Origin of the sequence: Streptomyces sp. NPDC051987, assembly GCF_040680735.1 — a bacterium.
Classification (GTDB): Bacteria; Actinomycetota; Actinomycetes; order Streptomycetales; family Streptomycetaceae; genus Streptomyces.
In genome coordinates, this window is record NZ_JBFAXI010000004.1 from 23,756 (window position 1) to 46,634 (window position 22,879).

Sequence of the window (22,879 nt, forward strand, 5' to 3'; positions counted from 1 at the left end):
GCCGGATCCGGACGCCTGCGTCGAGGAGCTGTACGACGCAGCGGTGGCGGAACTCCCGACGGTTGTCTCGCAGCTGACATCCGGAGTCCTCGGACCCCGGCTCCAGGAGTCGGACCGGGATGTGACAGGGGGCGAGGAGTTCATCGATCACCGGGCGTGGATCGTCGCGGACAAGGTCGTTCTGACCGGGGTCAAGCACGATGACACCGATGCGCCTGTACAGCTCGTGGTCGTACTGCGCTAGGACACTCCGGATGCCGACGGCGAGGACGACGAGGACGACGACTGGTCGTGACGGGCCCTGCCCGGCTGCGTCCGACGCGGAGCGTCAGCGCAGGGTCGGCACCCCGCCTCCTTCGGTCCGGGTCAGCGTGACTCCGGTGAGACCGCGCAGTCGGCGTTCGGCGAGGGCCGCGAGGTGGTCGGCGGTCGGTGGGGCGGAGCCCAGGCCGATGGCGTAGCGGAGCGGGTTCGTGGTGAAGGGGCGGGGCCAGGCGTGGCAGTCGGGGACCGACGTGGAGAGGTCGGTGAGGAGGGCTCGCATCCTGCCCCGCACCCGGCCCTCGTCCGCGTCCGGGCCCACCGTCAGGACCGCCCAGGCCGCGTGGCGGCGGTGCAGCGGGGGCGGGGCGAGGAGTTCGGCCCGGGGGTAGGGGTCCGTGGTTCCTTCCAGCAACTCCCAGGCGCGGAACAGCTCCTGGGCCAGCAGGTCACGCATGCCCGCCGTCACCTGGTCGGTGCAGGGGCGCACGGGGGCGGAGGGTGTCATGACGGTGAGGGGGAGGAGGGGCTGGGTTCGGGCGGTTGTCCTGCCTACCGGTTCCCGCCAGTCCCAGGCCGCCCAGGTCGCGAAGAAGTGGCGTAGGAGATCGCCCGGCGCGAGGTCGCCGGCCTCGGCTGTGGTGCGGGCCGCCAGGACGGACCAGGCCAGGCCCGGCAGGCCCCCGAACGGCGCCGAGTCCAGGCCCCGGGCCCTCGCCCAGGCCTTGACCTGCGTGGCCAGCCGCGCGAAGGCGGCCGCACGCCCGTCCACCGAGGCCAGCACCGCGTCGGCGTCGCTCACCGCGCTGAGCGCGAGCGCGGCCGCCTCGCCCAGCTCGGTCCGGCGGGAGACCGCCTGAGCGGGGTCCGCCGAGCCCGTGGCGACCACGACCAGGTCCACGTCCAGCCCCCCGATCCGCAACCGCAGACCGGGTACGCGGGCCCCGACCACCTCGCGCACGTCCGTCGTCTCGGGGAGAGCGGCGGCCAACCGCGCCCGTACGGCGGGGAGTCCGGCCGTGCCGGGCAGTGCCGCCACCAGGTCCAGGTCCGCGCCGGGCAGCGCGCAGCCCATCCGCCGGGAGCCGACGACGTGGACGATGCCGTCGGAGAACGCCTTCTCGATGCGGTGGGTGGTCTCCTCGGCCACCCGTGCCAGGTCCTGGGCCCCGTCCCGCGGCATGTCCCGCGCCTCGTCCTCCGCGACCTCCTCCGCGGCCTCCTCCGTCCACCGCACCTCGCCCGTGCCCAGCGTCACCGTGGCCCGCACCCGCATCGGCTCGTCCCCGCGCCGCGAGAGGAGGGCCAGCTCGCCGACCCTGACCGGCATCGGGGCGAGCCGGGCCGCGCAGGCGTCGGCGAGGGTGTTCGGGTCGGTGGTGCGGCCCAGGCTCAGGTGCGGTGTGAAGCCGGGGTGGCGGCCGCCGCAGCGGGGGAAGTGGCGCAGCAGTGTGCGGTGCAGATCGGCCCAGGGCTCCTCACCCGCGGCCGCGGGGTCGAGCCAGACGGTGGCGTCGTCCCGGTGGCCGAACCACTGCACCCCCTCCAGCCGGGCGTCGAAGGGCGCGGTGGCGGCCGTCGCGAGCACCGCCGCCGCCCGCTCGAAGGCGTGTTCCGGGACGAATCCGAAGAGCAGGTTCACATGCGGGGGCCAGCGGCGGATCTGCGGGTCGTGGTCCCGGCGGATCTCCTGCAGCGGGGCCCACAGGTCCTCGGGCGGGAGCCACGCCAGCGCCGTGCGGGGCGTCGGTCCCTCGGCGAGGGACTCCAGGGCGGCCGCCCCGGGAGCGGCCGGCGTGAGCTCGGCCAGGACACCGTAGTGGTCGGAGAGGTACGTTCCCTCCGCCGACGGCGCGTCACCGCGGAGTTCGGCGTGCCCTGCGCGCAGCCCCTCCCCGCGCAGCAGCACCCGGTCCAGCCGCGAGGCCCGGCCCGTCAGCGACGAGACCGCGGCCAGCGGATTGCAGACCGGGTCGAAGGTCGGGGTGGTGTCGTCGGCGCCGTGCACCTCGCTCCACGCGTCCCGCAGGCCCAGCGTCACCTGCGGTGTGCGGCCGCCGTCGTTGAAGTCGCCCAGCAGGACCAGGTCGGCGTCCACGCCCGCGAGCCCCTCGGCGATCCGGGTGAGTTCCGCCGTGCGCCGGTCGGCGCCGTTCTCCGAGTGGTCGCTGCTCAGATGGGTCGCCGCGACGACCACGGGCCGTCCGCCCGCTTCCACGACGAGGGCGGTCAGCGCCTTGTGCGGGGCGAGTTCGTGGTGCGCGGCCTCGATGACGGGGAGCCGGCTCAGGAGCAGCAGGCCGCACGTGTCGACGTCGCGCCCGCGCGGGTCCGTGCCCAGGACCCAGTCCGCCCGCACCCACTCCTCGCCCAGCAGCAGGGTGAGGAGTTCCGCATCGACCTCCTGCAGCGCGATCACGTCCGCGTCGGCCTCGCGCAGGGCCCGCAGCAGCAGCGGCCTGCGCCGGGCACTGTCGATGCGGTCGGCGTCGTACCGGTCCCAGAGGATGTTCCAGGTCAGCACCCGCACGCCCCCGGCCGCTCGCACCCCCTCGGCGTCGGCTGCCCGCACACCCCCGGCCGCCCGCGCACCCGCAGGCGCGTCCCCGTCTCGTGTGGGGACCGGCCCCCAGTCCGCGCCGTTCCACGCGTACGGCGTACGCGCCGTGAAGAACGGCGCCCGGAGCAGCCGGGCCTCGCGCACCCGTCCCGCCCGCGTCGCGTCGAGCCGGTCCGTCCCCGTGGCCCGGTCCCACACCACCTCGCCGTCGGCCTCGATGAACAGCACCCGGTGCCAGGGGATCTCGCCCCCGGGCACGAACGCGGGCAGCGGGACCCGCTTGGGCGCGGCGCCGCGCCGGCGGACGCCGAGGACGAAGCGGGCCGGGTCGAAACGCGCGTCCCAGCGCACCCGGTGGTAGATCTCCTCGCTCGTGCGCACGCCTCACACCTCTTCCTCGACGGTCCCGGCCGCCCCGATGTACCAGGTGCGATGGGCGTCGCCGGGATACGGCGGGACAAAGCGCCGCAGCTGGCCGGTGAGCACGTCGGGCGGCACCGGGTGCTCGCGGCGGGCGTTGCGCCGTACCAGTTCGTCCTCGTCCACCAGGACCACGGCGTGCGTGATCAGAGCGTCACGGCGGTGGGCGATGCCGTGCACCAGCGTGCGCTGCTGCTTGGTGAGGGACGTGGCGTCCCACACCACGGTCGCGCCGTCGGCCAGGGCCCGGTCCAGCAGGCCGAGCCCCTCGCGGAGGACCTCGGCGTTGGCCCGCTGGTCGGCGCGCGAGCCTCGTGCCTCGCGCAGGTCGTCCAGACAGACGTAGGCGTCCACGCCCGCAAGTCCCCGTGCGAAGGTGCTCTTGCCGCTGCCGGCCGGGCCGACCGTCTGGACCAGCTTCGGGAACGCGCCGGACCGCCGGCGCCAGGTCGCGGCGACGGCCTCGTCGGCACTGCCGATCCGCCCGAGCGCGTACGCCTCGCGGGCCTCGGCCCGGCACCGGGCGGCCGGGTCGGCCGGCAGTTCGGCGAACGCCTCCCGCAGCCCGAGGCTCCGCACGTCCTCGGCGTGCAGCGCCGACCACTCCACCTGCTCGCGCGCCGCGTCCGTGCGCGCGGTGGCGCGGGCGACCGCGTGCAGCAGGCCCAGATCGGCGGCGTAGGACAGGCGCACCAGACCGGCCCGCCGGTCCTCGTCCGGATACGGCCGGTGCAGCGCCTGGTGCAGCCCCACCAGGTCGGCGACCAGGCGGCCGAGCGGGACGCCCGCCACCGTGGCGAGCCGCGCCGCCAGCCGCCCGCGCCGCACTCCGTGCAGCAGCGCGGCCAGGACGCCGGCCAGCAGGTCGTCCCCCGACAGCCCCGCCGGATCGAAGCGGCCGACGGCAGTTGCGTCCCCTTCGCCGGGCAGCCCCACGGCCTCCTCCAGGGCCCGCACGTCGGCGGCCGCTCCCGAGCGCACCGCCCACAGGGCCGCCCCGGCCCCGAGCCTGTTCTCGGTCACCGCCGTGTGCATCCAGTGCGCGTCCGTCCGCACATGGCCCGCCCGCACCCACTTGGCCACGCGGTCCCCGAACTCCTGCGCGTCGAACCCGTCCGCGACCCGGACGACATAGCCCTCCTGCCGTCCGGTGTCCACCCGCAGAGCGCGCAGCGCCCGCTCGTCGAAGAGGCCTCGCCACAGCACCCGGGGAACGGGGACGCCGAGCCCGCGCAGGAAGACCACCGTCCGGTCCCAGTCCAGGCAGCGGCCCCGCGCGTCCCAGACCGAGAAGCCGTAGAAGTAGCTGTCCAGGTCGTCGTACGCGATCGAGTGGCGGGCGAACATGTTCTCCCCGCACACCCGCCACCCCGCCGGGACGGCGTGGCCGATCCGGGCCTGGAGCGCCTTGACCCAGGTGCGGGAGGGATGAGGGGCCGAGTCCAGCGAACGGGCGTGCAGGCCGTCGGTGTATAGGGTGGTGTTCTCGCCGTCGAGCTTCTCGGTCACGACGACCTCGCGACCGCGCAGACCGGACAGGTCGGTGACCCGGAGGTCGTCGGCGGTCGCACCGGGCGACCAGGGCAGATGCCGGGTCCGTGGATAGTGCGTACGCATGATGAACGTCCCCCGTGACAGCCGTCGTGCCTGTTCAGCGTAGGGTCGCGGGGAGGCGGCGGGCGAGCGGATTACGGTGGCGGCCGGGACCGGCCGAGGGCCTCCGGAACGCCGCCGGGGAGGGGCCCGGTTTGAGCTGCGTCACTCCGGGGGTATGCTCCCCGGCCCGATTGGCCAGCCCCCCGCCCTCTGTGGCAGACTGTCCGAGTTGCTCGGTCGAGTGTTGATGCTGCGCGCCTCCCGCCGGGAGGACCGGAAGCGAGTCCCACAGTACTCGTCGTCCTAACTGCCTCACGGCAGCACTGGGGCGGACGTACGGGAATCTTTCGGGAAGTGTGGTGCGGCACCGGCCAGGCGCCCGGTGGGCCTTCCGCCCCCGGCTTGCGGTTCCGGAAGGGCCGTGTGCATTCCCCGCAGGGATGTTCGAACAAGGGACATCTGTGTCAGCGAGGGTGCGACACGCCCGACCGCGTGGGTCGGAGGAAGGAAGGCGGCACAAGGAATCGCCGGGTTCCAGAGCGTTAGCAGAGACAGGACTACTGAGTAGCCATGGCGGGACAGAAGATCCGCATCCGGCTCAAGGCCTACGACCACGAGGTCATCGACTCCTCGGCGAAGAAGATCGTCGAGACGGTGACCCGCACTGGTGCGTCGGTCGCGGGCCCGGTGCCGCTGCCCACTGAGAAGAACGTGTACTGCGTCATCAAGTCGCCGCACAAGTACAAGGACTCGCGCGAGCACTTCGAGATGCGCACCCACAAGCGCCTGATCGACATCCTCGACCCGACCCCCAAGACCGTTGACTCTCTGATGCGACTCGACCTCCCGGCCGGTGTCGACATCGAGATCAAGCTCTGAGGCCGGTGATCTGAGAATGGCTAAGCAGATCAAGGGCATCCTGGGCGAGAAGCTCGGCATGACGCAGGTGTGGGACGAGAACAACCGTGTCGTCCCGGTCACCGTCGTCAAGGCCGGCCCCAACGTCGTCACCCAGGTCCGCACCAACGACGTCGACGGCTACGAGTCCGTCCAGCTCGCCTTCGGCGAGATCGACCCGCGCAAGGTGAACAAGCCCCTCAAGGGTCACTTCGCGAAGGCCGACGTCACCCCCCGTCGCCACCTCGTCGAGATCCGTACGGCCGACGCCGCCGAGTACACCCTCGGTCAGGAAGTCACCGCCGAGGTCTTCGAGGCCGGCGTGAAGGTCGACGTCACCGGCAAGAGCAAGGGCAAGGGCTTCGCCGGTGTCATGAAGCGTCACAACTTCAAGGGCCTCGGCGCCGGTCACGGCACCCAGCGCAAGCACCGCTCGCCCGGTTCCATCGGTGGCTGCGCCACCCCGGGCCGCGTGTTCAAGGGCCTCCGCATGGCGGGTCGCATGGGCAACGAGCGTGTCACCACCCAGAACCTGACCGTCCACGCCGTTGACGCGGAGAAGGGTCTGCTGCTCATCAAGGGCGCGGTTCCCGGTCCGAACGGCGGCCTCGTCCTGGTCCGCACCGCGGCCAAGGGGGCCTGAGGTACCGATGAGCACTGTTGACATCCTTTCGCCTGCCGGCGAGAAGACCGGAACCGTCGAGCTCCCCGCGGAGATCTTCGGCGTGGAGAAGGTCAGCATCCCGCTGATCCACCAGGTCGTCGTCGCGCAGAACGCGGCCGCCCGCCAGGGCACGCACAAGACGAAGACCCGTGGCGAGGTCCGTGGTGGCGGCAAGAAGCCGTACCGCCAGAAGGGCACCGGCCGCGCCCGTCAGGGCTCGACCCGCGCGCCGCAGTTCGCCGGCGGTGGCGTCGTCCACGGCCCGCAGCCGCGTGACTACTCGCAGCGCACCCCGAAGAAGATGAAGGCTGCCGCTCTGCGTCACGCCCTCACCGACCGGGCGCGCCACAACCGCATCCACGTCGTCACCGGCGTGATCGAGGGCGAGACCCCCAGCACCAAGGCCGCTCGCACGCTGTTCGGCAAGATCTCGGAGCGCAAGAACCTGCTCCTGGTCGTCGACCGCGCCGACGAGGCCGCGTGGCTGTCCGCCCGCAACCTGCCCCAGGTCCACATCCTGGAGCCGGGCCAGCTGAACACGTACGACGTGATCGTCTCGGACGACGTGGTCTTCACCCAGGCCGCCTTCGAGTCCTTCGTCGCCGGCCCGAAGGCCAACGACACCGAAGGGACCGAGGTCTGATGGCTATCCGCCACCCGAGCATCGCCTCGAAGGCCGCCAAGGCCGCCAAGGCCGCCCGCGTCGCCAAGGCGCGCCGCCACGAGGCCGAGGGCAAGAACACCGTCGAGACCCCGCTCAGCAAGTCGTACACGGACCCCCGTGACGTCCTGCTGAAGCCGGTCGTCTCCGAGAAGAGCTACGCGCTCCTCGACGAGAACAAGTACACGTTCATCGTCGACCCGAACGCCAACAAGACCCAGATCAAGCAGGCCGTCCAGGCGGTCTTCTCGGTCAAGGTCACCGGGGTCAACACGATCAACCGCCAGGGCAAGCGCAAGCGCACCCGCACCGGCTTCGGCCAGCGCGCGGCGACCAAGCGCGCGATCGTGACCCTCGCCGAGGGCGACCGTATCGACATCTTCGGCGGTCCGACCGCGTAAGCGGGTCGGATCGTCCGATATCGGACGAGGACTGAGAAATGGGAATCCGCAAGTACAAGCCGACTACGCCGGGCCGTCGTGGCGCCAGCGTCGCCGACTTCGTCGAGGTCACGCGGTCCACGCCGGAGAAGTCGCTGGTCCGCCCCCTGCACAGCAAGGGCGGCCGTAACAACGCCGGTCGTGTGACCGTTCGCCACCAGGGTGGCGGACACAAGCGCGCCTACCGCGTGATCGACTTCCGTCGTCACGACAAGGACGGCGTGCCGGCGAAGGTCGCGCACATCGAGTACGACCCCAACCGCACCGCGCGCATCGCGCTGCTGCACTACGCCGACGGCGAGAAGCGCTACATCCTCGCCCCGCGCAACCTGCAGCAGGGCGACACCGTGGAGAACGGTCCCGGGGCCGACATCAAGCCGGGCAACAACCTGGCTCTCCGCAACATCCCGGTCGGTACCACGGTCCACGCGATCGAGCTCCGTCCCGGCGGTGGCGCCAAGTTCGCCCGTTCCGCGGGTGCCTCGGTGCAGCTGCTCGCCCGTGAGGGCGCCATGGCGACCCTCCGTATGCCGTCCGGCGAGATCCGCATGGTGGACGCGCGCTGCCGCGCCACCGTCGGTGAGGTCGGCAACGCCGAGCAGTCGAACATCAACTGGGGCAAGGCCGGCCGCAAGCGGTGGCTGGGCGTCCGCCCGACCGTCCGCGGTGTCGTGATGAACCCGGTCGACCACCCGCACGGTGGTGGTGAGGGCCGGACCTCCGGTGGTCGTCACCCCGTGTCCCCGTGGGGCAAGAAGGAAGGCCGTACTCGTTCGCCCAAGAAGGCGTCGAACAAGTACATCGTCCGCCGCCGCAAGACGAACAAGAAGCGCTAAGGACGGGTTGAGATGCCTCGTAGCCTGAAGAAGGGGCCCTTCGTCGACGACCACCTGATCAAGAAGGTGGACGCCCAGAACGAAGCCGGCACCAAGAACGTCATCAAGACCTGGTCCCGCCGCTCGATGATCGTCCCGGCCATGCTGGGTCACACTCTCGCGGTGCACAACGGCAAGACCCACATCCCGGTGTTCGTCACCGAGTCGATGGTCGGCCACAAGCTCGGCGAGTTCTCGCCGACCCGCACCTTCCGGGGCCACGTCAAGGAAGACCGGAAGTCGAAGCGCCGCTAACAGCGGATCGCATTCAGACACGTAAGTAACTGAAGGGACAACCATGGAAGCCAGGGCCCAGGCGCGGTACATCCGCGTCACGCCCATGAAGGCCCGCCGCGTGGTGGACCTCATCCGTGGCATGGACGCCACGGAGGCCCAGGCTGTTCTGCGATTCGCTCCGCAGGCAGCCTCCGTGCCGGTCGGCAAGGTGCTCGACAGCGCCATCGCCAACGCCGCGCACAACTACGACCACACCGACGCCGACAGCCTCTACATCTCCGAGGCGTACGTCGACGAGGGTCCGACCCTGAAGCGGTTCCGGCCGCGCGCCCAGGGCCGTGCCTACCGGATCCGCAAGCGGACCAGCCACATCACCGTGGTCGTCAGCAGCAAGGAAGGAACCCGGTAATGGGCCAGAAGGTTAACCCGCATGGGTTCCGGCTCGGTGTCACCACGGACTTCAAGTCCCGGTGGTACGCCGACAAGCTGTACAAGGACTACGTCAAGGAAGACGTCGCCATCCGTCGGATGATGACGTCCGGCATGGAGCGCGCCGGCATCTCCAAGGTGGAGATCGAGCGCACCCGTGACCGCGTCCGCGTGGACATCCACACCGCGCGTCCGGGCATCGTCATCGGCCGCCGCGGCGCCGAGGCCGACCGCATCCGCGGTGACCTGGAGAAGCTGACCGGCAAGCAGGTCCAGCTGAACATCCTCGAGGTCAAGAACCCGGAGACGGACGCTCAGCTGGTGGCCCAGGCCGTCGCCGAGCAGCTCTCCTCCCGCGTCTCCTTCCGCCGTGCCATGCGCAAGAGCATGCAGTCGGCGATGAAGGCCGGCGCCAAGGGCATCAAGATCCAGTGCGGTGGCCGCCTCGGCGGCGCCGAGATGTCCCGCTCGGAGTTCTACCGCGAGGGCCGTGTGCCCCTGCACACGCTCCGCGCGAACGTGGACTACGGCTTCTTCGAGGCCAAGACGACCTTCGGCCGCATCGGTGTGAAGGTCTGGATCTACAAGGGCGACGTCAAGAACATCGCCGAGGTCCGCGCCGAGAACGCCGCTGCCCGCGCCGGCAACCGCCCGGCCCGTGGCGGTGGCGCTGGTGACCGCCCGGCCCGTGGTGGCCGTGGTGGCGAGCGGCGCGGTCGCAAGCCGCAGCAGGCTCCCGCTGCCGAGGCCCCCCAGGCCGAGGCCGCCGCCGCTCCGGCTGCTGAGAGCACCGGAACGGAGGCCTGACCGACATGCTGATCCCCCGTAGGGTCAAGCACCGCAAGCAGCACCACCCGAAGCGCGACGGCGCCGCCAAGGGCGGTACCCAGGTCGCGTTCGGCGAGTACGGCATCCAGGCGCTCACCCCGGCGTACGTGACGAACCGTCAGATCGAGGCCGCTCGTATCGCCATGACGCGTCACATCAAGCGTGGTGGCAAGGTCTGGATCAACATCTACCCGGACCGTCCGCTCACCAAGAAGCCCGCCGAGACCCGCATGGGTTCCGGTAAGGGTTCTCCGGAGTGGTGGATCGCCAACGTCAAGCCCGGACGCGTGATGTTCGAGCTGTCGTACCCCAACGAGAAGATCGCCCGTGAGGCGCTGACCCGTGCGGCCCACAAGCTGCCGATGAAGTGCCGGATCGTCAAGCGCGAGGCAGGTGAAGCGTGATGTCGGCCGGTACCAAGGCGTCCGAGCTGCGCGAGCTGGGCAACGAGGAGCTTCTGGGCAAGCTCCGCGAGGCCAAGGAAGAGCTGTTCAACCTCCGCTTCCAGGCGGCCACGGGTCAGCTCGAAAACCACGGCCGTCTGAAGGCGGTCCGCAAGGACATCGCGCGGATCTACACCCTGATGCGCGAGCGTGAGCTGGGCATCGAAACGGTGGAGAGCGCCTGATGAGCGAGAGCAACGTGACTGAGAAGAACGAGACGCGGGACAGCTTCCGCAAGACCCGTGAGGGTCTCGTCGTCAGCGACAAGATGGACAAGACCGTCGTCGTCGCCGTCGAGGACCGCGTCAAGCACGCGCTGTACGGCAAGGTCATCCGCCGTACGAACAAGCTCAAGGCGCACGACGAGCAGAACGCCGCGGGCGTCGGCGACCGCGTCCTCCTCATGGAGACCCGGCCGCTGTCCGCGACGAAGCGCTGGCGCGTCGTCGAGATCCTCGAAAAGGCCAAGTAATTCTCCTGCGGGGCATCCCTCGCAGGACAGTTCCGCCAGGCTCCGGGGGCCGTTCTGAACGGCCCCCGGGGAACCGGCAGACAAACAGGAGATAGACGTGATCCAGCAGGAGTCGCGACTGCGTGTCGCCGACAACACTGGTGCGAAGGAGATCCTTTGCATCCGTGTGCTCGGTGGCTCCGGTCGCCGCTACGCGGGCATCGGTGACGTCATCGTCGCCACCGTCAAGGACGCGATCCCCGGTGGCAACGTGAAGAAGGGTGACGTCGTCAAGGCGGTCATCGTTCGCACCGTCAAGGAGCGCCGCCGTCCGGACGGCTCGTACATCCGCTTCGACGAGAACGCCGCCGTCATTCTGAAGAACGACGGCGACCCTCGCGGCACCCGCATCTTCGGCCCGGTCGGCCGTGAGCTGCGCGAGAAGAAGTTCATGAAGATCATCTCGCTCGCGCCGGAGGTGCTGTAAGCATGAAGATCAAGAAGGGCGACCTGGTCCAGGTCATCACCGGTAAGGACAAGGGCAAGCAGGGCAAGGTCATCGCGGCCTACCCCCGCGAGGACCGCGTCCTGGTCGAGGGTGTCAACCGGGTCAAGAAGCACACCAAGGCCGGCCCGACCGCTCGCGGTTCCCAGGCCGGCGGCATCGTCACGACCGAGGCCCCGATCCACGTCTCCAACGTCCAGCTGGTCGTGGAGAAGGACGGCAACAAGGTCGTCACGCGTGTCGGTTACCGCTTCGACGACGAAGGCAACAAGATCCGCGTTGCCAAGCGGACGGGTGAGGACATCTGATGGCGACCACCACCACTCCGCGTCTGAAGCAGAAGTACCGCGAGGAGATCGCGGGCAAGCTGCGTGACGAGTTCAAGTACGAGAACGTCATGCAGATCCCCGGCCTCGTCAAGATCGTGGTCAACATGGGTGTCGGCGACGCCGCCCGTGACTCGAAGCTGATCGAGGGCGCGATCCGCGACCTGACCACCATCACCGGTCAGAAGCCGGCCGTCACCAAGGCCCGCAAGTCCATCGCGCAGTTCAAGCTGCGTGAGGGTCAGCCGATCGGTGCCCACGTCACGCTCCGTGGCGACCGCATGTGGGAGTTCCTGGACCGCACCCTGTCGCTGGCGCTCCCGCGCATCCGCGACTTCCGCGGCCTGTCTCCCAAGCAGTTCGACGGCCGTGGCAACTACACCTTCGGTCTCACGGAGCAGGTCATGTTCCACGAGATCGACCAGGACAAGATCGACCGTACCCGGGGTATGGACATCACCGTGGTGACCACGGCGACCAACGACGCTGAGGGCCGCGCGCTCCTTCGTCACCTCGGCTTCCCGTTCAAGGAGGCGTGAGCGAGATGGCGAAGAAGGCTCTGATTGCCAAGGCCGCCCGCAAGCCCAAGTTCGGTGTGCGTGGCTACACGCGCTGCCAGCGCTGCGGCCGTCCGCACTCCGTGTACCGCAAGTTCGGCCTGTGCCGCGTGTGCCTTCGTGAGATGGCTCACCGTGGCGAGCTGCCGGGCGTGACCAAGAGCTCCTGGTAATCCCCCTTTTCTAGGGATTTCAGAGGCTCTCGGTAAGCATCTGGGTGGTCAGGGGCCCACCCCTCCATGGCTTAGGCTTGGAGGGTTGGGCGCCTGACGCCCGTACGACTTACTACGCCGTAGGTCCACCGCGCCGCACCCGTCCCGTCTCGGATCGGGGAGAGGGATGGCGCACCAGGAAACCCCGGCGAGAGAGGCCGAAGGCCAATTCATGACCATGACTGATCCGATCGCAGACATGCTCACGCGTCTGCGTAACGCGAACTCGGCGTACCACGACACCGTGGCGATGCCGCACTCGAAGATCAAGTCGCACATCGCGGAGATCCTCCAGCAGGAGGGCTTCATCACGGGCTGGAAGGTCGAGGACGCCGAGGTCGGCAAGAACCTCGTCCTGGACCTGAAGTTCGGTCCCAACCGTGAGCGCTCCATCGCGGGCATCAAGCGCATCTCCAAGCCCGGTCTCCGGGTGTACGCGAAGTCCACCAACCTGCCGAAGGTGCTGGGCGGCCTCGGCGTGGCGATCATCTCCACGTCGCACGGGCTCCTCACCGACAAGCAGGCCGGCAAGAAGGGCGTGGGTGGGGAAGTCCTCGCCTACGTCTGGTAGCAGAAGGGAACGGAGGAAACAGCTATGTCGCGCATCGGCAAGCTCCCCATCGCGGTTCCCGCCGGCGTGGACGTCACCATCGACGGCCGCACGGTGACGGTCAAGGGCCCCAAGGGCGAGCTGACCCACACCGTCGTGGCTCCGATCGACATCGCCAAGGGCGAGGACGGCACTCTCGCGGTGACCCGCCCCAACGACGAGCGTCAGAGCAAGGCCCTGCACGGCCTGTCCCGCACGCTGGTGGCGAACATGATCACCGGCGTGACCCAGGGTTACGTGAAGAAGCTCGAGATCAGCGGTGTCGGTTACCGCGTGACCGCCAAGGGCTCGAACCTCGAGTTCGCGCTCGGTTACAGCCACCCGATCACGGTCGAGGCCCCCGAGGGCATCACCTTCAAGGTCGAGGCTCCGACCCGTTTCTCGGTCGAGGGCATCGACAAGCAGAAGGTCGGCGAGGTCGCGGCCAACATCCGCAAGCTGCGCAAGCCCGACCCGTACAAGGCCAAGGGCGTCAAGTACGAGGGCGAAGTCATCCGCCGCAAGGTCGGAAAGGCGGGTAAGTAAGCCATGGCATACGGGCAGAAGATCCTCAAGGGCGACGCCTACAAGCGCGCCGCGATCAAGCGCCGTCACATCCGGATCCGCAAGAACATCTCCGGTACGGCGGAGCGTCCCCGTCTGGTCGTGACCCGCTCCAACCGCCACATCGTGGCGCAGGTGATCGACGACCTGAAGGGCCACACCCTGGCTTCCGCGTCCACCCTGGACGCGTCGGTCCGCGGTGGCGAGGGCGACAAGTCCGCGCAGGCCAAGCAGGTCGGCGCCCTGGTCGCCGAGCGTGCCAAGGCCGCCGGTGTCGAGGCCGTGGTGTTCGACCGTGGTGGCAACCAGTACGCCGGGCGCATCGCCGCCCTGGCGGACGCCGCCCGCGAAGCCGGGCTCAAGTTCTGAGCCGCTTGTAGCTAGCGGAAAGAGAGAGGTAATCCAATGGCTGGACCCCAGCGCCGCGGTGGCGGTGCCGGTGGCGGCGAGCGGCGGGACCGGAAGGGCCGTGACGGCGGCGCTGCTGCCGCCGAGAAGACCGCGTACGTTGAGCGCGTCGTCGCGATCAACCGCGTCGCCAAGGTTGTGAAGGGTGGTCGTCGCTTCAGCTTCACCGCGCTGGTCGTGGTGGGCGACGGTGACGGCACCGTGGGTGTCGGTTACGGCAAGGCCAAGGAGGTGCCGGCCGCCATCGCCAAGGGCGTTGAGGAGGCCAAGAAGCACTTCTTCAAGGTCCCGCGTATCCAGGGCACCATCCCGCACCCGATCCAGGGTGAGAAGGCGGCCGGCGTCGTCCTGCTCAAGCCCGCGTCCCCCGGTACCGGTGTTATCGCCGGTGGTCCGGTGCGCGCCGTGCTCGAGTGCGCCGGTATCCACGACGTGCTGTCGAAGTCGCTCGGCTCCGACAACGCGATCAACATCGTGCACGCGACCGTGGCGGCCCTGAAGGGCCTGCAGCGTCCCGAGGAGATCGCGGCCCGCCGCGGTCTGCCCCTGGAGGACGTCGCCCCCGCGGCTCTGCTCCGTGCGCGTGCCGGGGCGGGTGTGTGATCATGGCGCAGCTCAAGATCACGCAGGTCAAGTCCTACATCGGCAGCAAGCAGAACCACCGTGACACCCTGCGTTCCCTTGGCCTCAAGGGCATCAACACGCAGGTCGTCAAGGAGGACCGCCCCGAGTTCCGCGGCATGGTGCACACCGTCCGCCACCTCGTGACGGTCGAGGAGGTCGACTGATCATGGCGGAGCAGAACCCGCTCAAGATCCACAACCTCCGTCCGGCCCCCGGCGCCAAGACCGCCAAGACCCGTGTCGGTCGTGGTGAGGCGTCGAAGGGTAAGACGGCCGGTCGTGGTACCAAGGGTACGAAGGCCCGTTACCAGGTTCCGGAGCGCTTCGAGGGTGGCCAGATGCCCCTCCACATGCGCCTTCCGAAGCTGAAGGGCTTCAAGAACCCGTTCAAGACCGAGTACCAGGTCGTGAACCTCGACAAGCTGGCCGCGCTGTACCCCGAGGGTGGCGAGGTCACCGTCGAGGGTCTGGTGGCCAAGGGCGCCGTTCGCAAGAACGCGCTCGTCAAGGTGCTCGGCCAGGGTGAGGTCTCCGTGGCGCTGCAGGTGACGGTCGACGCCGTCTCCGGCTCCGCCAAGGAGAAGATCACCGCCGCCGGCGGCACCGTCACCGAGCTCGTCTGAGTTTTCCGGACGTCTCGATGACGTAAGCGAATCCCGACCGGGGATACCTCACAATGGGGTATCCCCGGTTGGTCGTTCCTAGGGGGCCAGTGCGGCCGGTAAGGTGGCCAGCACTGTTCTTTTCTCATTCGTCGAACCTCAAGACCGTCACCCTTGACGCAGTTGCGCGGGGGTCGCAGGAGGCACCGTGCTCACCGCGTTCGCCCGGGCGTTCAGGACGCCCGACCTGCGCAAGAAGCTGCTCTTCACGCTCGGCATCATCGTGGTGTACCGGGTCGGTACCCACATCCCGATCCCCGGCGTCAACTACAAAGCCGTCCAGACGTGTGTCAGCGAGGCGTCCGGCAACCAGGGCCTGTTCGGTCTGGTGAACATGTTCAGCGGCGGCGCGCTGCTGCAGATCACGGTCTTCGCGCTCGGCATCATGCCGTACATCACCGCCAGCATCATCCTTCAGCTGCTGACCGTGGTCATCCCGCGACTGGAAGCCCTGAAGAAGGAGGGCCAGGCAGGCACGGCGAAGATCACGCAGTACACCCGTTACCTCACGGTGGCGCTCGCCATCCTGCAGGGTACCGGCCTGGTGGCCACCGCCCGCAGCGGCGCCCTGTTCTCCGGTTGCTCGGTCGCCTCCAGCATCGTCCCGGACCAGGCGATCTTCACCACCATCACCATGGTCATCTGCATGACCGCCGGTACGGCCGTCGTCATGTGGCTCGGTGAGCTGATCACCGACCGCGGCATCGGCAACGGCATGTCGATCCTGATGTTCATCTCGATCGCCGCGACCTTCCCGTCCGCGCTGTGGGCCATCAAGAAGCAGGGCACGCTGGCCGACGGCTGGATCGAGTTCGGCTCGGTCATCGCGGTGGGTCTGGTCATGGTCGCGCTGGTCGTCTTCGTCGAGCAGGCGCAGCGCCGCATTCCGGTGCAGTACGCGAAGCGCATGATCGGCCGCCGTTCCTACGGCGGTACGTCTACGTACATCCCGCTCAAGGTGAACCAGGCCGGTGTGATTCCGGTCATCTTCGCCTCCTCGCTGCTCTACATTCCGGCGCTCGTGGCGCAGTTCGCCGGCGGCAACTCGGGCTGGAAGGAGTGGATCACCCAGAACCTGACCAAGGGTGACCACCCGATTTACATCGTTTCGTACTTCTTGCTCATCGTTTTCTTCGCGTTCTTCTATGTCGCTATTTCCTTCAACCCCGAGGAAGTAGCCGACAACATGAAGAAGTATGGTGGCTTCATCCCGGGCATCCGGGCTGGCCGACCGACCGCTGAGTACCTCTCGTACGTGCTCAACCGGATCACCTGGCCGGGTTCGCTGTATCTGGGGCTGATCGCTCTCGTGCCGACGATGGCGTTGGTGGGCTTTGGGGCGAGCAACAACTTCCCGTTCGGTGGCACCAGCATCCTGATCATCGTGGGTGTCGGCCTCGAAACGGTGAAGCAGATCGAGAGCCAGCTCCAGCAGCGCAATTACGAAGGGTTCCTCCGCTGATGCGAATCGTCCTCGTCGGGCCGCCTGGCGCCGGTAAGGGAACGCAAGCCGTTCGCCTTGCCAAGGAGCTTCAGATCCCGCACATCTCCACGGGCGACCTGTTCCGCGCCAACATCAGCCAGGAGACGGAGCTCGGGAAACTCGCGAAGTCCTACATGGACGCCGGCAACCTGGTCCCCGACGAGGTCACCATCGCCATGGCAAAGGACCGCATGGAGCAGGAGGACGCCGTGCGCGGCTTCCTGCTGGACGGCTTCCCGCGCAACGTCTCGCAGGCCGAGGCGCTCGACGAACTGCTGAAGGCAGAGAAGATCAAGCTGGACGCCGTGCTCGACCTCGAAGTCCCCGAGGAAGAGGTCGTCAAGCGGATCGCCGGGCGGCGCCTGTGCCGCAACAAGGCGGAGCACGTCTTCCACGTGACGTACAGCCCGCCGAAGGTGGAGGGCGTCTGCGACCTCTGCGGCGGCGAGCTCTACCAGCGCGACGACGACTCCGAGGACACCGTCCGCACCCGGCTCGAGGTCTACCACACGCAGACCGAGCCGATCATCGACTACTACAAGGCGCAGGGCCTGGTCGCGACGATCTCCGCCCTGGGGCCGGTGGACGAGGTCACCCAGCGCGCGCTGGACGCGCTCAAGCGTGACGAGGGCGACGAGAAGTAGTCCCTCGGCGGTTCCGGCCGCGGTGCCCCCTGGGGTGCCGCGGCCGTACTGTTGTGTTCGGTTCGGTTGACGCCGGCGTTGACGTCGGCGCGAGTGATGGAGAGCGCAGGCCACCCATGGTGCAGATCAAGACCCCCGAGCAGATCGCCAGGATGCGGGCGGCGGGCCTGGTCGTGGCGGCGATCCACGCGGCCACCCGCGAGGCGGCGGTCCCCGGCGCCAGCACCAAGGACCTCGACGAGGTGGCCCGCAAGGTCCTCGCCGAGCACGGCGCCAAGCCGAACTTCCTCGGCTACGGCGGTTTCCCCGCCACCATCTGCACGTCCGTCAACGAGGTGGTCGTCCACGGCATCCCCTCGGAGGACGTCGTCCTCAAGGACGGCGACATCATCTCCATCGACTGCGGCGCGATCGTGGACGGCTGGCACGGCGACGCGGCCTACACGGCCTTCGTGGGCTCCGGTCACGCCCCGGAGCTGATCGAGCTCTCCCGGGTCACCGAGGAGTCGATGTGGGCCGGCATCGCGGCGATGAAGCAGGGCAACCGCCTGGTCGACGTCTCCCGGGCGATCGAGACGTACATCCGCCGCCAGCCGAAGCCGGGCGGCGGCAAGTACGGGATCATCGAGGACTACGGCGGCCACGGCATCGGCACCGAGATGCACATGGACCCGCACCTGCTGAACTACGTCGACCGGCGGCGGGGCAAGGGGCCGAAGCTGGTGCCGGGGTTCTGCCTGGCCATCGAGCCGATGGTGTCGCTGGGGACGCCCCGCACGCAGGTCCTGTCGGACGACTGGACCGTGATCACCACGGACGGTACGTGGTCGTCGCACTGGGAGCACAGTGTGGCGCTGACCGAAGAGGGGCCGTTGGTGCTGACGGCTCCTGACGGGGGCAAGGCCAAGCTGGCCGAGCACGGGGTCACGGCTGCGCCGGATCCGTTGGGCTGAGCGCCGTGTGAAGGCACGGCCCCGGTGGGGGCTTGTCGCGCAGTTCCCCGCGCCTCTTAACGGGGCGCTTTACTCGTGCGCGCTTAATGATCTGCCGTGCAGGGCAGGCTTTCCCGATTCGTCTTTCCGGGTGCGCTGACGTAGACTGACTCGTCGGCTCTCGTGCACCCGCATGTCCGCATGCGCTCGTAGTGGTGCCAGTGAGTCGATCAAGGTAGTCGATTCGAAGGGCGAAGCGTGGCCAAGAAGCAAGGTGCCATCGAGATCGAGGGCACTGTCGTCGAGTCTCTTCCGAACGCCATGTTCAAGGTCGAGCTCCAGAACGGCCACCAGGTCCTGGCACACATCAGCGGCAAGATGCGCATGCACTACATCCGCATCCTCCCTGACGACCGGGTCGTGGTGGAGCTGTCTCCGTACGACCTGACGCGTGGCCGGATCGTCTACCGCTACAAGTAGATCTTGCCCACGTCCCGCGTGAGCGGGGCCGCCGGCAACTGACCCGGAGAACCTCAATCCCATGAAGGTCAAGCCGAGCGTCAAGAAGATCTGCGACAAGTGCAGGGTGATCCGCCGTCACGGTCGGGTCATGGTCATCTGCGAGAACCCGCGCCACAAGCAGCGCCAGGGCTGACGCACGACCGATCCCTCTGCATCCATCGCAGAGATTCGCGCGACGCAAGCTGAATTGTTCATACGCAGAATCCAGGCGCTGTGCGCCTGACACCCCCGGTTCGGAGGCCGGGGACCCAGTTCGTACCTGATACGGCGGCTGGGAACCGGTTCTGCGGAAGACCTCCGACGATCACCAGGAGCCATTGAATGGCACGCGTTTCCGGTGTTGACATCCCGCGCGAAAAGCGCGTGGAGGTCGCCCTCACCTACGTGTTCGGCATCGGCCGGACACTCTCGCAGCAGACGCTGGCCGAGACCGGCATCGACCCGAACACCCGCGTTCGCGACCTGACCGAAGAGCAGCTGGTCGCCATCCGCGAGTACGTCGACAACAACATCAAGACCGAGGGTGACCTCCGTCGCGAGATCCAGGCCGACATCCGCCGCAAGGTCGAGATCGGCTGCTACCAGGGTCTGCGTCACCGCCGTGGCCTGCCCGTCCGCGGTCAGCGCACCAGCACCAACGCCCGCACCCGCAAGGGCCCGCGTCGCGCCATCGCCGGCAAGAAGAAGCCGGGCAAGAAGTAGTCCTCAGCGGACAACGCTTCATCAGCGGTCTTCGCTGTAGGACCGACCACCTCCCCGTAGGAGTTACTAGATGCCCCCCAAGGGTCGTCAGGGCGCTGCCAAGAAGGTGCGCCGCAAGGAAAAGAAGAACGTCGCTCACGGCCACGCGCACATCAAGAGCACGTTCAACAACACGATCGTCTCCATCACGGACCCGTCGGGCAACGTGATCTCCTGGGCCTCCGCCGGCCACGTCGGCTTCAAGGGCTCCCGGAAGTCCACGCCGTTCGCCGCGCAGATGGCCGCCGAGTCGGCTGCCCGCCGCGCTCAGGAGCACGGCATGCGCAAGGTCGACGTGTTCGTGAAGGGCCCGGGTTCCGGTCGCGAGACCGCGATCCGCTCCCTGCAGGCCACGGGCCTTGAGGTCGGCTCCATCCAGGACGTCACCCCGACCCCGCACAACGGCTGCCGTCCGCCGAAGCGTCGTCGCGTCTGACCTCGCTTCGCAGGGCTGCTCGGGCGGTACGGCTCCGTAAGGGGCGTGCCGCCCGTACCCTTGCAGTACCCGCGCCTCTCACCGGTGCGGTTCCGTCGGGCGTCAAATAGCGGGCGTCCACGAAAGAAGGATCTGATCCACACATGCTGATCGCTCAGCGTCCCTCGTTGACCGAAGAGGTCGTCGACGAGTTCCGCTCCCGGTTCGTGATCGAGCCGCTGGAGCCGGGCTTCGGCTACACCCTCGGCAACTCCCTCCGCCGCACCCTCCTGTCGTCGATCCCCGGTGCCGCTGTCACCAGCATCCGCATCGACGGCGTCCTGCACGAGTTCACCACCGTGCCGGGCGTCAAGGAGGACGTCACCGACCTGATCCTCAACATCAAGCAGCTGGTCGTCTCCTCGGAGCACGACGAGCCGGTCGTGATGTACCTGCGCAAGCAGGGCCCGGGTCTGGTCACCGCCGCCGACATCGCGCCCCCGGCCGGTGTCGAGGTGCACAACCCCGACCTCGTCCTCGCCACGCTCAACGGCAAGGGCAAGCTGGAGATGGAGCTCACGGTCGAGCGCGGCCGCGGTTACGTCTCCGCCGTGCAGAACAAGCAGGTGGGCCAGGAGATCGGCCGTATCCCGGTCGACTCCATCTACTCGCCGGTGCTCAAGGTCACGTACAAGGTCGAGGCGACCCGTGTCGAGCAGCGCACCGACTTCGACAAGCTGATCGTCGACGTCGAGACCAAGCAGGCCATGCGTCCGCGTGACGCCATGGCGTCGGCCGGCAAGACCCTGGTCGAGTTGTTCGGTCTGGCGCGTGAGCTCAACATCGACGCCGAGGGCATCGACATGGGCCCGTCCCCCACGGACGCCGCCCTCGCCGCCGACCTCGCGCTGCCGATCGAGGAGCTGGAGCTCACGGTCCGCTCCTACAACTGCCTCAAGCGTGAGGGCATCCACTCCGTGGGTGAACTCGTGGCGCGCTCCGAGGCGGACCTGCTGGACATCCGCAACTTCGGTGCGAAGTCCATCGACGAGGTCAAGGCGAAGCTGGCCGGCATGGGCCTGGCCCTCAAGGACAGCCCGCCCGGATTCGACCCCACCGCTGCGGCTGACGCCTTCGGGGCCGATGACGACGCGGACGCGGGCTTCGTGGAGACCGAGCAGTACTGAGCGCTCCGCGAGGAGGCCGGTTCTGCGGCTGCGGGTGCGCTGTGGCTTGTCGCGCAGTTCCTCCCCCAGCCTTCGGCCGGGGGTACCCCCAGCGCCCCTTCCGGGGCGCCCCTTCGGGGACGCCCCGGATCTCCGACAGACGACCGTCTGCTCGGATACTGACTCCGGTACCTGACACGGCCGGGGCAGACACACAGGAGAAGAAACATGCCGAAGCCCACCAAGGGTGCCCGTCTGGGCGGCAGCGCCGCGCACGAGAAGCTGCTCCTCGCGAACCTCGCGAAGTCGCTCTTCGAGCACGGTCGTATCACCACCACCGAGGCGAAGGCGCGCCGTCTGCGTCCGTACGCCGAGCGTCTGGTCACCAAGGCGAAGAAGGGCGACCTTCACAACCGCCGTCAGGTGCTCCAGGTCATCACGGACAAGAGCGTCGTGCACACGCTCTTCACCGAGATCGGCCCGCGGTACGAGAACCGTCCCGGTGGCTACACCCGCATCACCAAGATCGGTAACCGTCGTGGCGACAACGCGCCCATGGCCGTCATCGAGCTGGTCGAGGCGCTGACGGTCGCCCAGCAGGCGACGGGTGAGGCCGAGGCCGCGACGAAGCGCGCGGTCAAGGAGGCCGAGGAGGCCAAGGCTGCCGAGACCACCGAGGTCGAGGACGCCAAGGTCGACGTGACCAAGGCCGACGAGGCCGAGGACGCTGCCGAGGAGCCGAAGGACGCGTAAGCGTTCTGCCGGGGACTGCCGGCCCGCGGCGGCGGGCTCGTCGTGGCTGTCGCGCCCGCGCGGCGGAGCCGCAGATCGATGCAGTCCCGCGTCCCTGGCGGGGCGCATGAGTGGGCCTGTTCCTTTTACGGAACGGGCCCACTTTTCTTTACCTGAGAGGATTCTTCCGTGAGTGACGAAGTTCAGCCCGGTCATGTCCGGGTCCGTCTCGACCTGTCCTATGACGGGACCCACTTCCACGGGTGGGCCAAGCAGGCCGGTGGGAAGCGGACCGTGCAGGGGGAGATCGAGGACGCGTTGCGGATCGTCACGCGGTCGCAGGGCACGACGTACGAGCTGACCGTGGCCGGGCGGACGGACGCCGGGGTGCACGCGCGGGGGCAGGTGGCGCATGTGGATCTGCCGGCCGGGGTGTGGGAGGAGCAGCGGGAGAAGCTGCTGAAGCGGCTCGCGGGGCGGCTGCCGAAGGACGTGCGGGTGTGGGCGCTGGGGGAGGCGCCGCCGGGGTTCGACGCGCGGTTCGCGGCGCTGTGGCGGCGGTACGTGTACCGGGTCGGGGACCGGCCGGGAGGCGTGGACCCGCTGCTGCGCAACCACGTGCTGTGGCACGACTGGGAGCTGGACGTGGAGGTCATGGACGCCGCCGCGAAGTCACTGGTCGGGGAGCACGACTTCGCCGCCTACGCGAAGAAGCGCGAGGGCGCGACGACGATCCGGGAGATCCTCGGTTTCGGGGTGAGCCGGCGCTCCGACGGGGTCGTCGAGATCGAGGTCAGGGCCGACGCGTTCTGCCACAACCAGGTGCGGTCGATGGTCGGCGCGCTGCTGTTCGTGGGCGACGGGCACCGGGGCGTGGAGTGGCCGCGGAAGGTGCTGGACGCCGGGGTGCGGGACAGTGCCGTGCATGTCGTGCGGCCGCACGGGCTGACCCTGGAGGAGGTCGCGTACCCGGCGCCCGACCAGCTGCTGGAACGGCAGCGGCAGGCACGCCGGGTACGGGTGCGGGCGGTCTGAG

The 22,879-nt window shown here is 68.8% G+C and carries 34 protein-coding genes; 32 read left to right on the forward strand and 2 right to left on the reverse strand.

The annotated features are described in order from the left end of the window. Window positions 1–43: 43 nt before the first annotated feature. A complete protein-coding gene (locus AB0M11_RS03070; RefSeq protein WP_365700722.1) occupies window positions 44–244 on the forward strand; it encodes a hypothetical protein in 201 nt (66 codons plus the stop codon). An 84-nt stretch (window positions 245–328) separates the two neighbouring features. On the opposite strand, the gene AB0M11_RS03075 is transcribed toward AB0M11_RS03070, so the two are convergent. Both AB0M11_RS03075 and AB0M11_RS03080 read right to left on the reverse strand, forming a co-directional pair. Continuing rightward, complete coding sequence (locus tag AB0M11_RS03075) at window positions 329–3,202, reverse strand: poly(A) polymerase (RefSeq protein ID WP_365700724.1); 2,874 nt, start codon at window positions 3,200–3,202, stop codon at window positions 329–331. Window positions 3,203–3,205: 3 nt separating this feature from the next. Continuing rightward, window positions 3,206–4,858, reverse strand: a complete 1,653-nt coding sequence (locus AB0M11_RS03080; protein WP_365700726.1) for an RNA ligase family protein — start codon at window positions 4,856–4,858, stop codon at window positions 3,206–3,208. 549 nt (window positions 4,859–5,407) lie between these two features. Here AB0M11_RS03080 and rpsJ point away from each other — a divergent pair. From rpsJ to truA, 31 genes are all read left to right on the forward strand, one after another. Then, complete coding sequence (gene rpsJ, locus AB0M11_RS03085) at window positions 5,408–5,716, forward strand: 30S ribosomal protein S10 (protein WP_003948644.1); 309 nt, start codon at window positions 5,408–5,410, stop codon at window positions 5,714–5,716. Window positions 5,717–5,732: 16 nt separating this feature from the next. Further along, the gene (gene rplC / locus AB0M11_RS03090; RefSeq protein WP_181801294.1) at window positions 5,733–6,377 is read left to right on the forward strand and encodes a 50S ribosomal protein L3; all 645 of its coding nucleotides are present in this window, start codon (window positions 5,733–5,735) and stop codon (window positions 6,375–6,377) included. Window positions 6,378–6,384: 7 nt separating this feature from the next. Continuing rightward, a complete protein-coding gene (gene rplD / locus AB0M11_RS03095) occupies window positions 6,385–7,041 on the forward strand; it encodes a 50S ribosomal protein L4 (protein ID WP_365700729.1) in 657 nt (218 codons plus the stop codon). Continuing rightward, entirely contained in the window at window positions 7,041–7,460 is a 420-nt protein-coding gene (rplW, locus tag AB0M11_RS03100; protein WP_365700731.1) for a 50S ribosomal protein L23, read from the forward strand. Before rplD ends, rplW begins: the two co-directional genes overlap by 1 nt. A gap of 38 nt (window positions 7,461–7,498) precedes the next feature. Next, the gene (gene rplB / locus AB0M11_RS03105; RefSeq protein ID WP_093499642.1) at window positions 7,499–8,335 is read left to right on the forward strand and encodes a 50S ribosomal protein L2; all 837 of its coding nucleotides are present in this window, start codon (window positions 7,499–7,501) and stop codon (window positions 8,333–8,335) included. A 12-nt stretch (window positions 8,336–8,347) separates the two neighbouring features. After that, window positions 8,348–8,629 carry a 30S ribosomal protein S19 gene (rpsS, locus tag AB0M11_RS03110; RefSeq protein ID WP_023547380.1) on the forward strand — a complete coding sequence of 94 codons (282 nt, stop codon included), beginning with the start codon at window positions 8,348–8,350 and terminating at the stop codon, window positions 8,627–8,629. Between the two features lie 43 nt (window positions 8,630–8,672). Then, window positions 8,673–9,020, forward strand: a complete 348-nt coding sequence (gene rplV, locus AB0M11_RS03115) for a 50S ribosomal protein L22 (RefSeq protein ID WP_019329637.1) — start codon at window positions 8,673–8,675, stop codon at window positions 9,018–9,020. Beyond that, on the forward strand, window positions 9,020–9,847 hold the full coding sequence (gene rpsC, locus AB0M11_RS03120; RefSeq protein WP_093499641.1) for a 30S ribosomal protein S3: 828 nt from the start codon (window positions 9,020–9,022) through the stop codon (window positions 9,845–9,847). Before rplV ends, rpsC begins: the two co-directional genes overlap by 1 nt. Before the next feature lie 5 nt (window positions 9,848–9,852). Next, on the forward strand, window positions 9,853–10,272 hold the full coding sequence (rplP, locus tag AB0M11_RS03125) for a 50S ribosomal protein L16 (RefSeq protein WP_046732372.1): 420 nt from the start codon (window positions 9,853–9,855) through the stop codon (window positions 10,270–10,272). Beyond that, window positions 10,272–10,496 carry a 50S ribosomal protein L29 gene (gene rpmC, locus AB0M11_RS03130; protein WP_030174543.1) on the forward strand — a complete coding sequence of 75 codons (225 nt, stop codon included), beginning with the start codon at window positions 10,272–10,274 and terminating at the stop codon, window positions 10,494–10,496. The genes rplP and rpmC overlap by 1 nt, the downstream gene beginning before the upstream one ends. Then, window positions 10,496–10,783 (forward strand): 30S ribosomal protein S17, encoded by a 288-nt coding sequence (gene rpsQ, locus AB0M11_RS03135; protein WP_361282967.1) that lies wholly within the window; start codon window positions 10,496–10,498, stop codon window positions 10,781–10,783. The genes rpmC and rpsQ overlap by 1 nt, the downstream gene beginning before the upstream one ends. A gap of 97 nt (window positions 10,784–10,880) precedes the next feature. Then, entirely contained in the window at window positions 10,881–11,249 is a 369-nt protein-coding gene (rplN, locus tag AB0M11_RS03140) for a 50S ribosomal protein L14 (RefSeq protein WP_003998823.1), read from the forward strand. 2 nt (window positions 11,250–11,251) lie between these two features. Continuing rightward, window positions 11,252–11,575 (forward strand): 50S ribosomal protein L24, encoded by a 324-nt coding sequence (gene rplX / locus AB0M11_RS03145; RefSeq protein WP_030671805.1) that lies wholly within the window; start codon window positions 11,252–11,254, stop codon window positions 11,573–11,575. Beyond that, window positions 11,575–12,132, forward strand: a complete 558-nt coding sequence (gene rplE / locus AB0M11_RS03150) for a 50S ribosomal protein L5 (RefSeq protein WP_023547375.1) — start codon at window positions 11,575–11,577, stop codon at window positions 12,130–12,132. The genes rplX and rplE overlap by 1 nt, the downstream gene beginning before the upstream one ends. 5 nt (window positions 12,133–12,137) lie before the next feature. Further along, window positions 12,138–12,323 (forward strand): type Z 30S ribosomal protein S14, encoded by a 186-nt coding sequence (locus tag AB0M11_RS03155; RefSeq protein ID WP_003948630.1) that lies wholly within the window; start codon window positions 12,138–12,140, stop codon window positions 12,321–12,323. Window positions 12,324–12,534: 211 nt separating this feature from the next. Continuing rightward, window positions 12,535–12,933 (forward strand): 30S ribosomal protein S8, encoded by a 399-nt coding sequence (gene rpsH, locus AB0M11_RS03160; protein WP_004927242.1) that lies wholly within the window; start codon window positions 12,535–12,537, stop codon window positions 12,931–12,933. Window positions 12,934–12,957: 24 nt separating this feature from the next. Next, the gene (gene rplF, locus AB0M11_RS03165) at window positions 12,958–13,497 is read left to right on the forward strand and encodes a 50S ribosomal protein L6 (protein WP_365700736.1); all 540 of its coding nucleotides are present in this window, start codon (window positions 12,958–12,960) and stop codon (window positions 13,495–13,497) included. A gap of 3 nt (window positions 13,498–13,500) precedes the next feature. Further along, window positions 13,501–13,884: a 50S ribosomal protein L18 gene (gene rplR / locus AB0M11_RS03170; protein WP_020941679.1), complete on the forward strand. Its 384-nt coding sequence runs from the start codon at window positions 13,501–13,503 to the stop codon at window positions 13,882–13,884. Between the two features lie 36 nt (window positions 13,885–13,920). After that, window positions 13,921–14,526: a 30S ribosomal protein S5 gene (gene rpsE / locus AB0M11_RS03175; RefSeq protein ID WP_030860989.1), complete on the forward strand. Its 606-nt coding sequence runs from the start codon at window positions 13,921–13,923 to the stop codon at window positions 14,524–14,526. A gap of 2 nt (window positions 14,527–14,528) precedes the next feature. After that, window positions 14,529–14,711, forward strand: coding sequence for a 50S ribosomal protein L30 (gene rpmD, locus AB0M11_RS03180; protein WP_003974250.1), 183 nt, complete (start codon window positions 14,529–14,531; stop codon window positions 14,709–14,711). 2 nt (window positions 14,712–14,713) lie between these two features. Next, the gene (gene rplO, locus AB0M11_RS03185) at window positions 14,714–15,169 is read left to right on the forward strand and encodes a 50S ribosomal protein L15 (RefSeq protein ID WP_030233862.1); all 456 of its coding nucleotides are present in this window, start codon (window positions 14,714–14,716) and stop codon (window positions 15,167–15,169) included. A 187-nt stretch (window positions 15,170–15,356) separates the two neighbouring features. Then, on the forward strand, window positions 15,357–16,670 hold the full coding sequence (gene secY / locus AB0M11_RS03190) for a preprotein translocase subunit SecY (RefSeq protein ID WP_365700739.1): 1,314 nt from the start codon (window positions 15,357–15,359) through the stop codon (window positions 16,668–16,670). Next, window positions 16,670–17,335, forward strand: a complete 666-nt coding sequence (locus tag AB0M11_RS03195; protein WP_365700741.1) for an adenylate kinase — start codon at window positions 16,670–16,672, stop codon at window positions 17,333–17,335. Before secY ends, AB0M11_RS03195 begins: the two co-directional genes overlap by 1 nt. 116 nt (window positions 17,336–17,451) lie before the next feature. Next, window positions 17,452–18,288, forward strand: coding sequence for a type I methionyl aminopeptidase (gene map / locus AB0M11_RS03200; RefSeq protein ID WP_365700743.1), 837 nt, complete (start codon window positions 17,452–17,454; stop codon window positions 18,286–18,288). 237 nt (window positions 18,289–18,525) lie between these two features. Further along, window positions 18,526–18,747, forward strand: a complete 222-nt coding sequence (gene infA / locus AB0M11_RS03205) for a translation initiation factor IF-1 (RefSeq protein WP_003948620.1) — start codon at window positions 18,526–18,528, stop codon at window positions 18,745–18,747. Between the two features lie 61 nt (window positions 18,748–18,808). Then, complete coding sequence (rpmJ, locus tag AB0M11_RS03210) at window positions 18,809–18,922, forward strand: 50S ribosomal protein L36 (RefSeq protein WP_003998809.1); 114 nt, start codon at window positions 18,809–18,811, stop codon at window positions 18,920–18,922. A 188-nt stretch (window positions 18,923–19,110) separates the two neighbouring features. Then, window positions 19,111–19,491 (forward strand): 30S ribosomal protein S13, encoded by a 381-nt coding sequence (gene rpsM / locus AB0M11_RS03215; RefSeq protein WP_031167100.1) that lies wholly within the window; start codon window positions 19,111–19,113, stop codon window positions 19,489–19,491. Between the two features lie 70 nt (window positions 19,492–19,561). Further along, window positions 19,562–19,966, forward strand: a complete 405-nt coding sequence (gene rpsK / locus AB0M11_RS03220; RefSeq protein ID WP_003956432.1) for a 30S ribosomal protein S11 — start codon at window positions 19,562–19,564, stop codon at window positions 19,964–19,966. A gap of 143 nt (window positions 19,967–20,109) precedes the next feature. After that, entirely contained in the window at window positions 20,110–21,132 is a 1,023-nt protein-coding gene (locus AB0M11_RS03225) for a DNA-directed RNA polymerase subunit alpha (protein ID WP_003966937.1), read from the forward strand. Between the two features lie 207 nt (window positions 21,133–21,339). Further along, window positions 21,340–21,864 carry a 50S ribosomal protein L17 gene (gene rplQ, locus AB0M11_RS03230; RefSeq protein WP_365700745.1) on the forward strand — a complete coding sequence of 175 codons (525 nt, stop codon included), beginning with the start codon at window positions 21,340–21,342 and terminating at the stop codon, window positions 21,862–21,864. Window positions 21,865–22,032: 168 nt separating this feature from the next. Then, entirely contained in the window at window positions 22,033–22,878 is an 846-nt protein-coding gene (gene truA, locus AB0M11_RS03235) for a tRNA pseudouridine(38-40) synthase TruA (protein WP_365700747.1), read from the forward strand. Window position 22,879 lies beyond the last annotated feature (1 nt).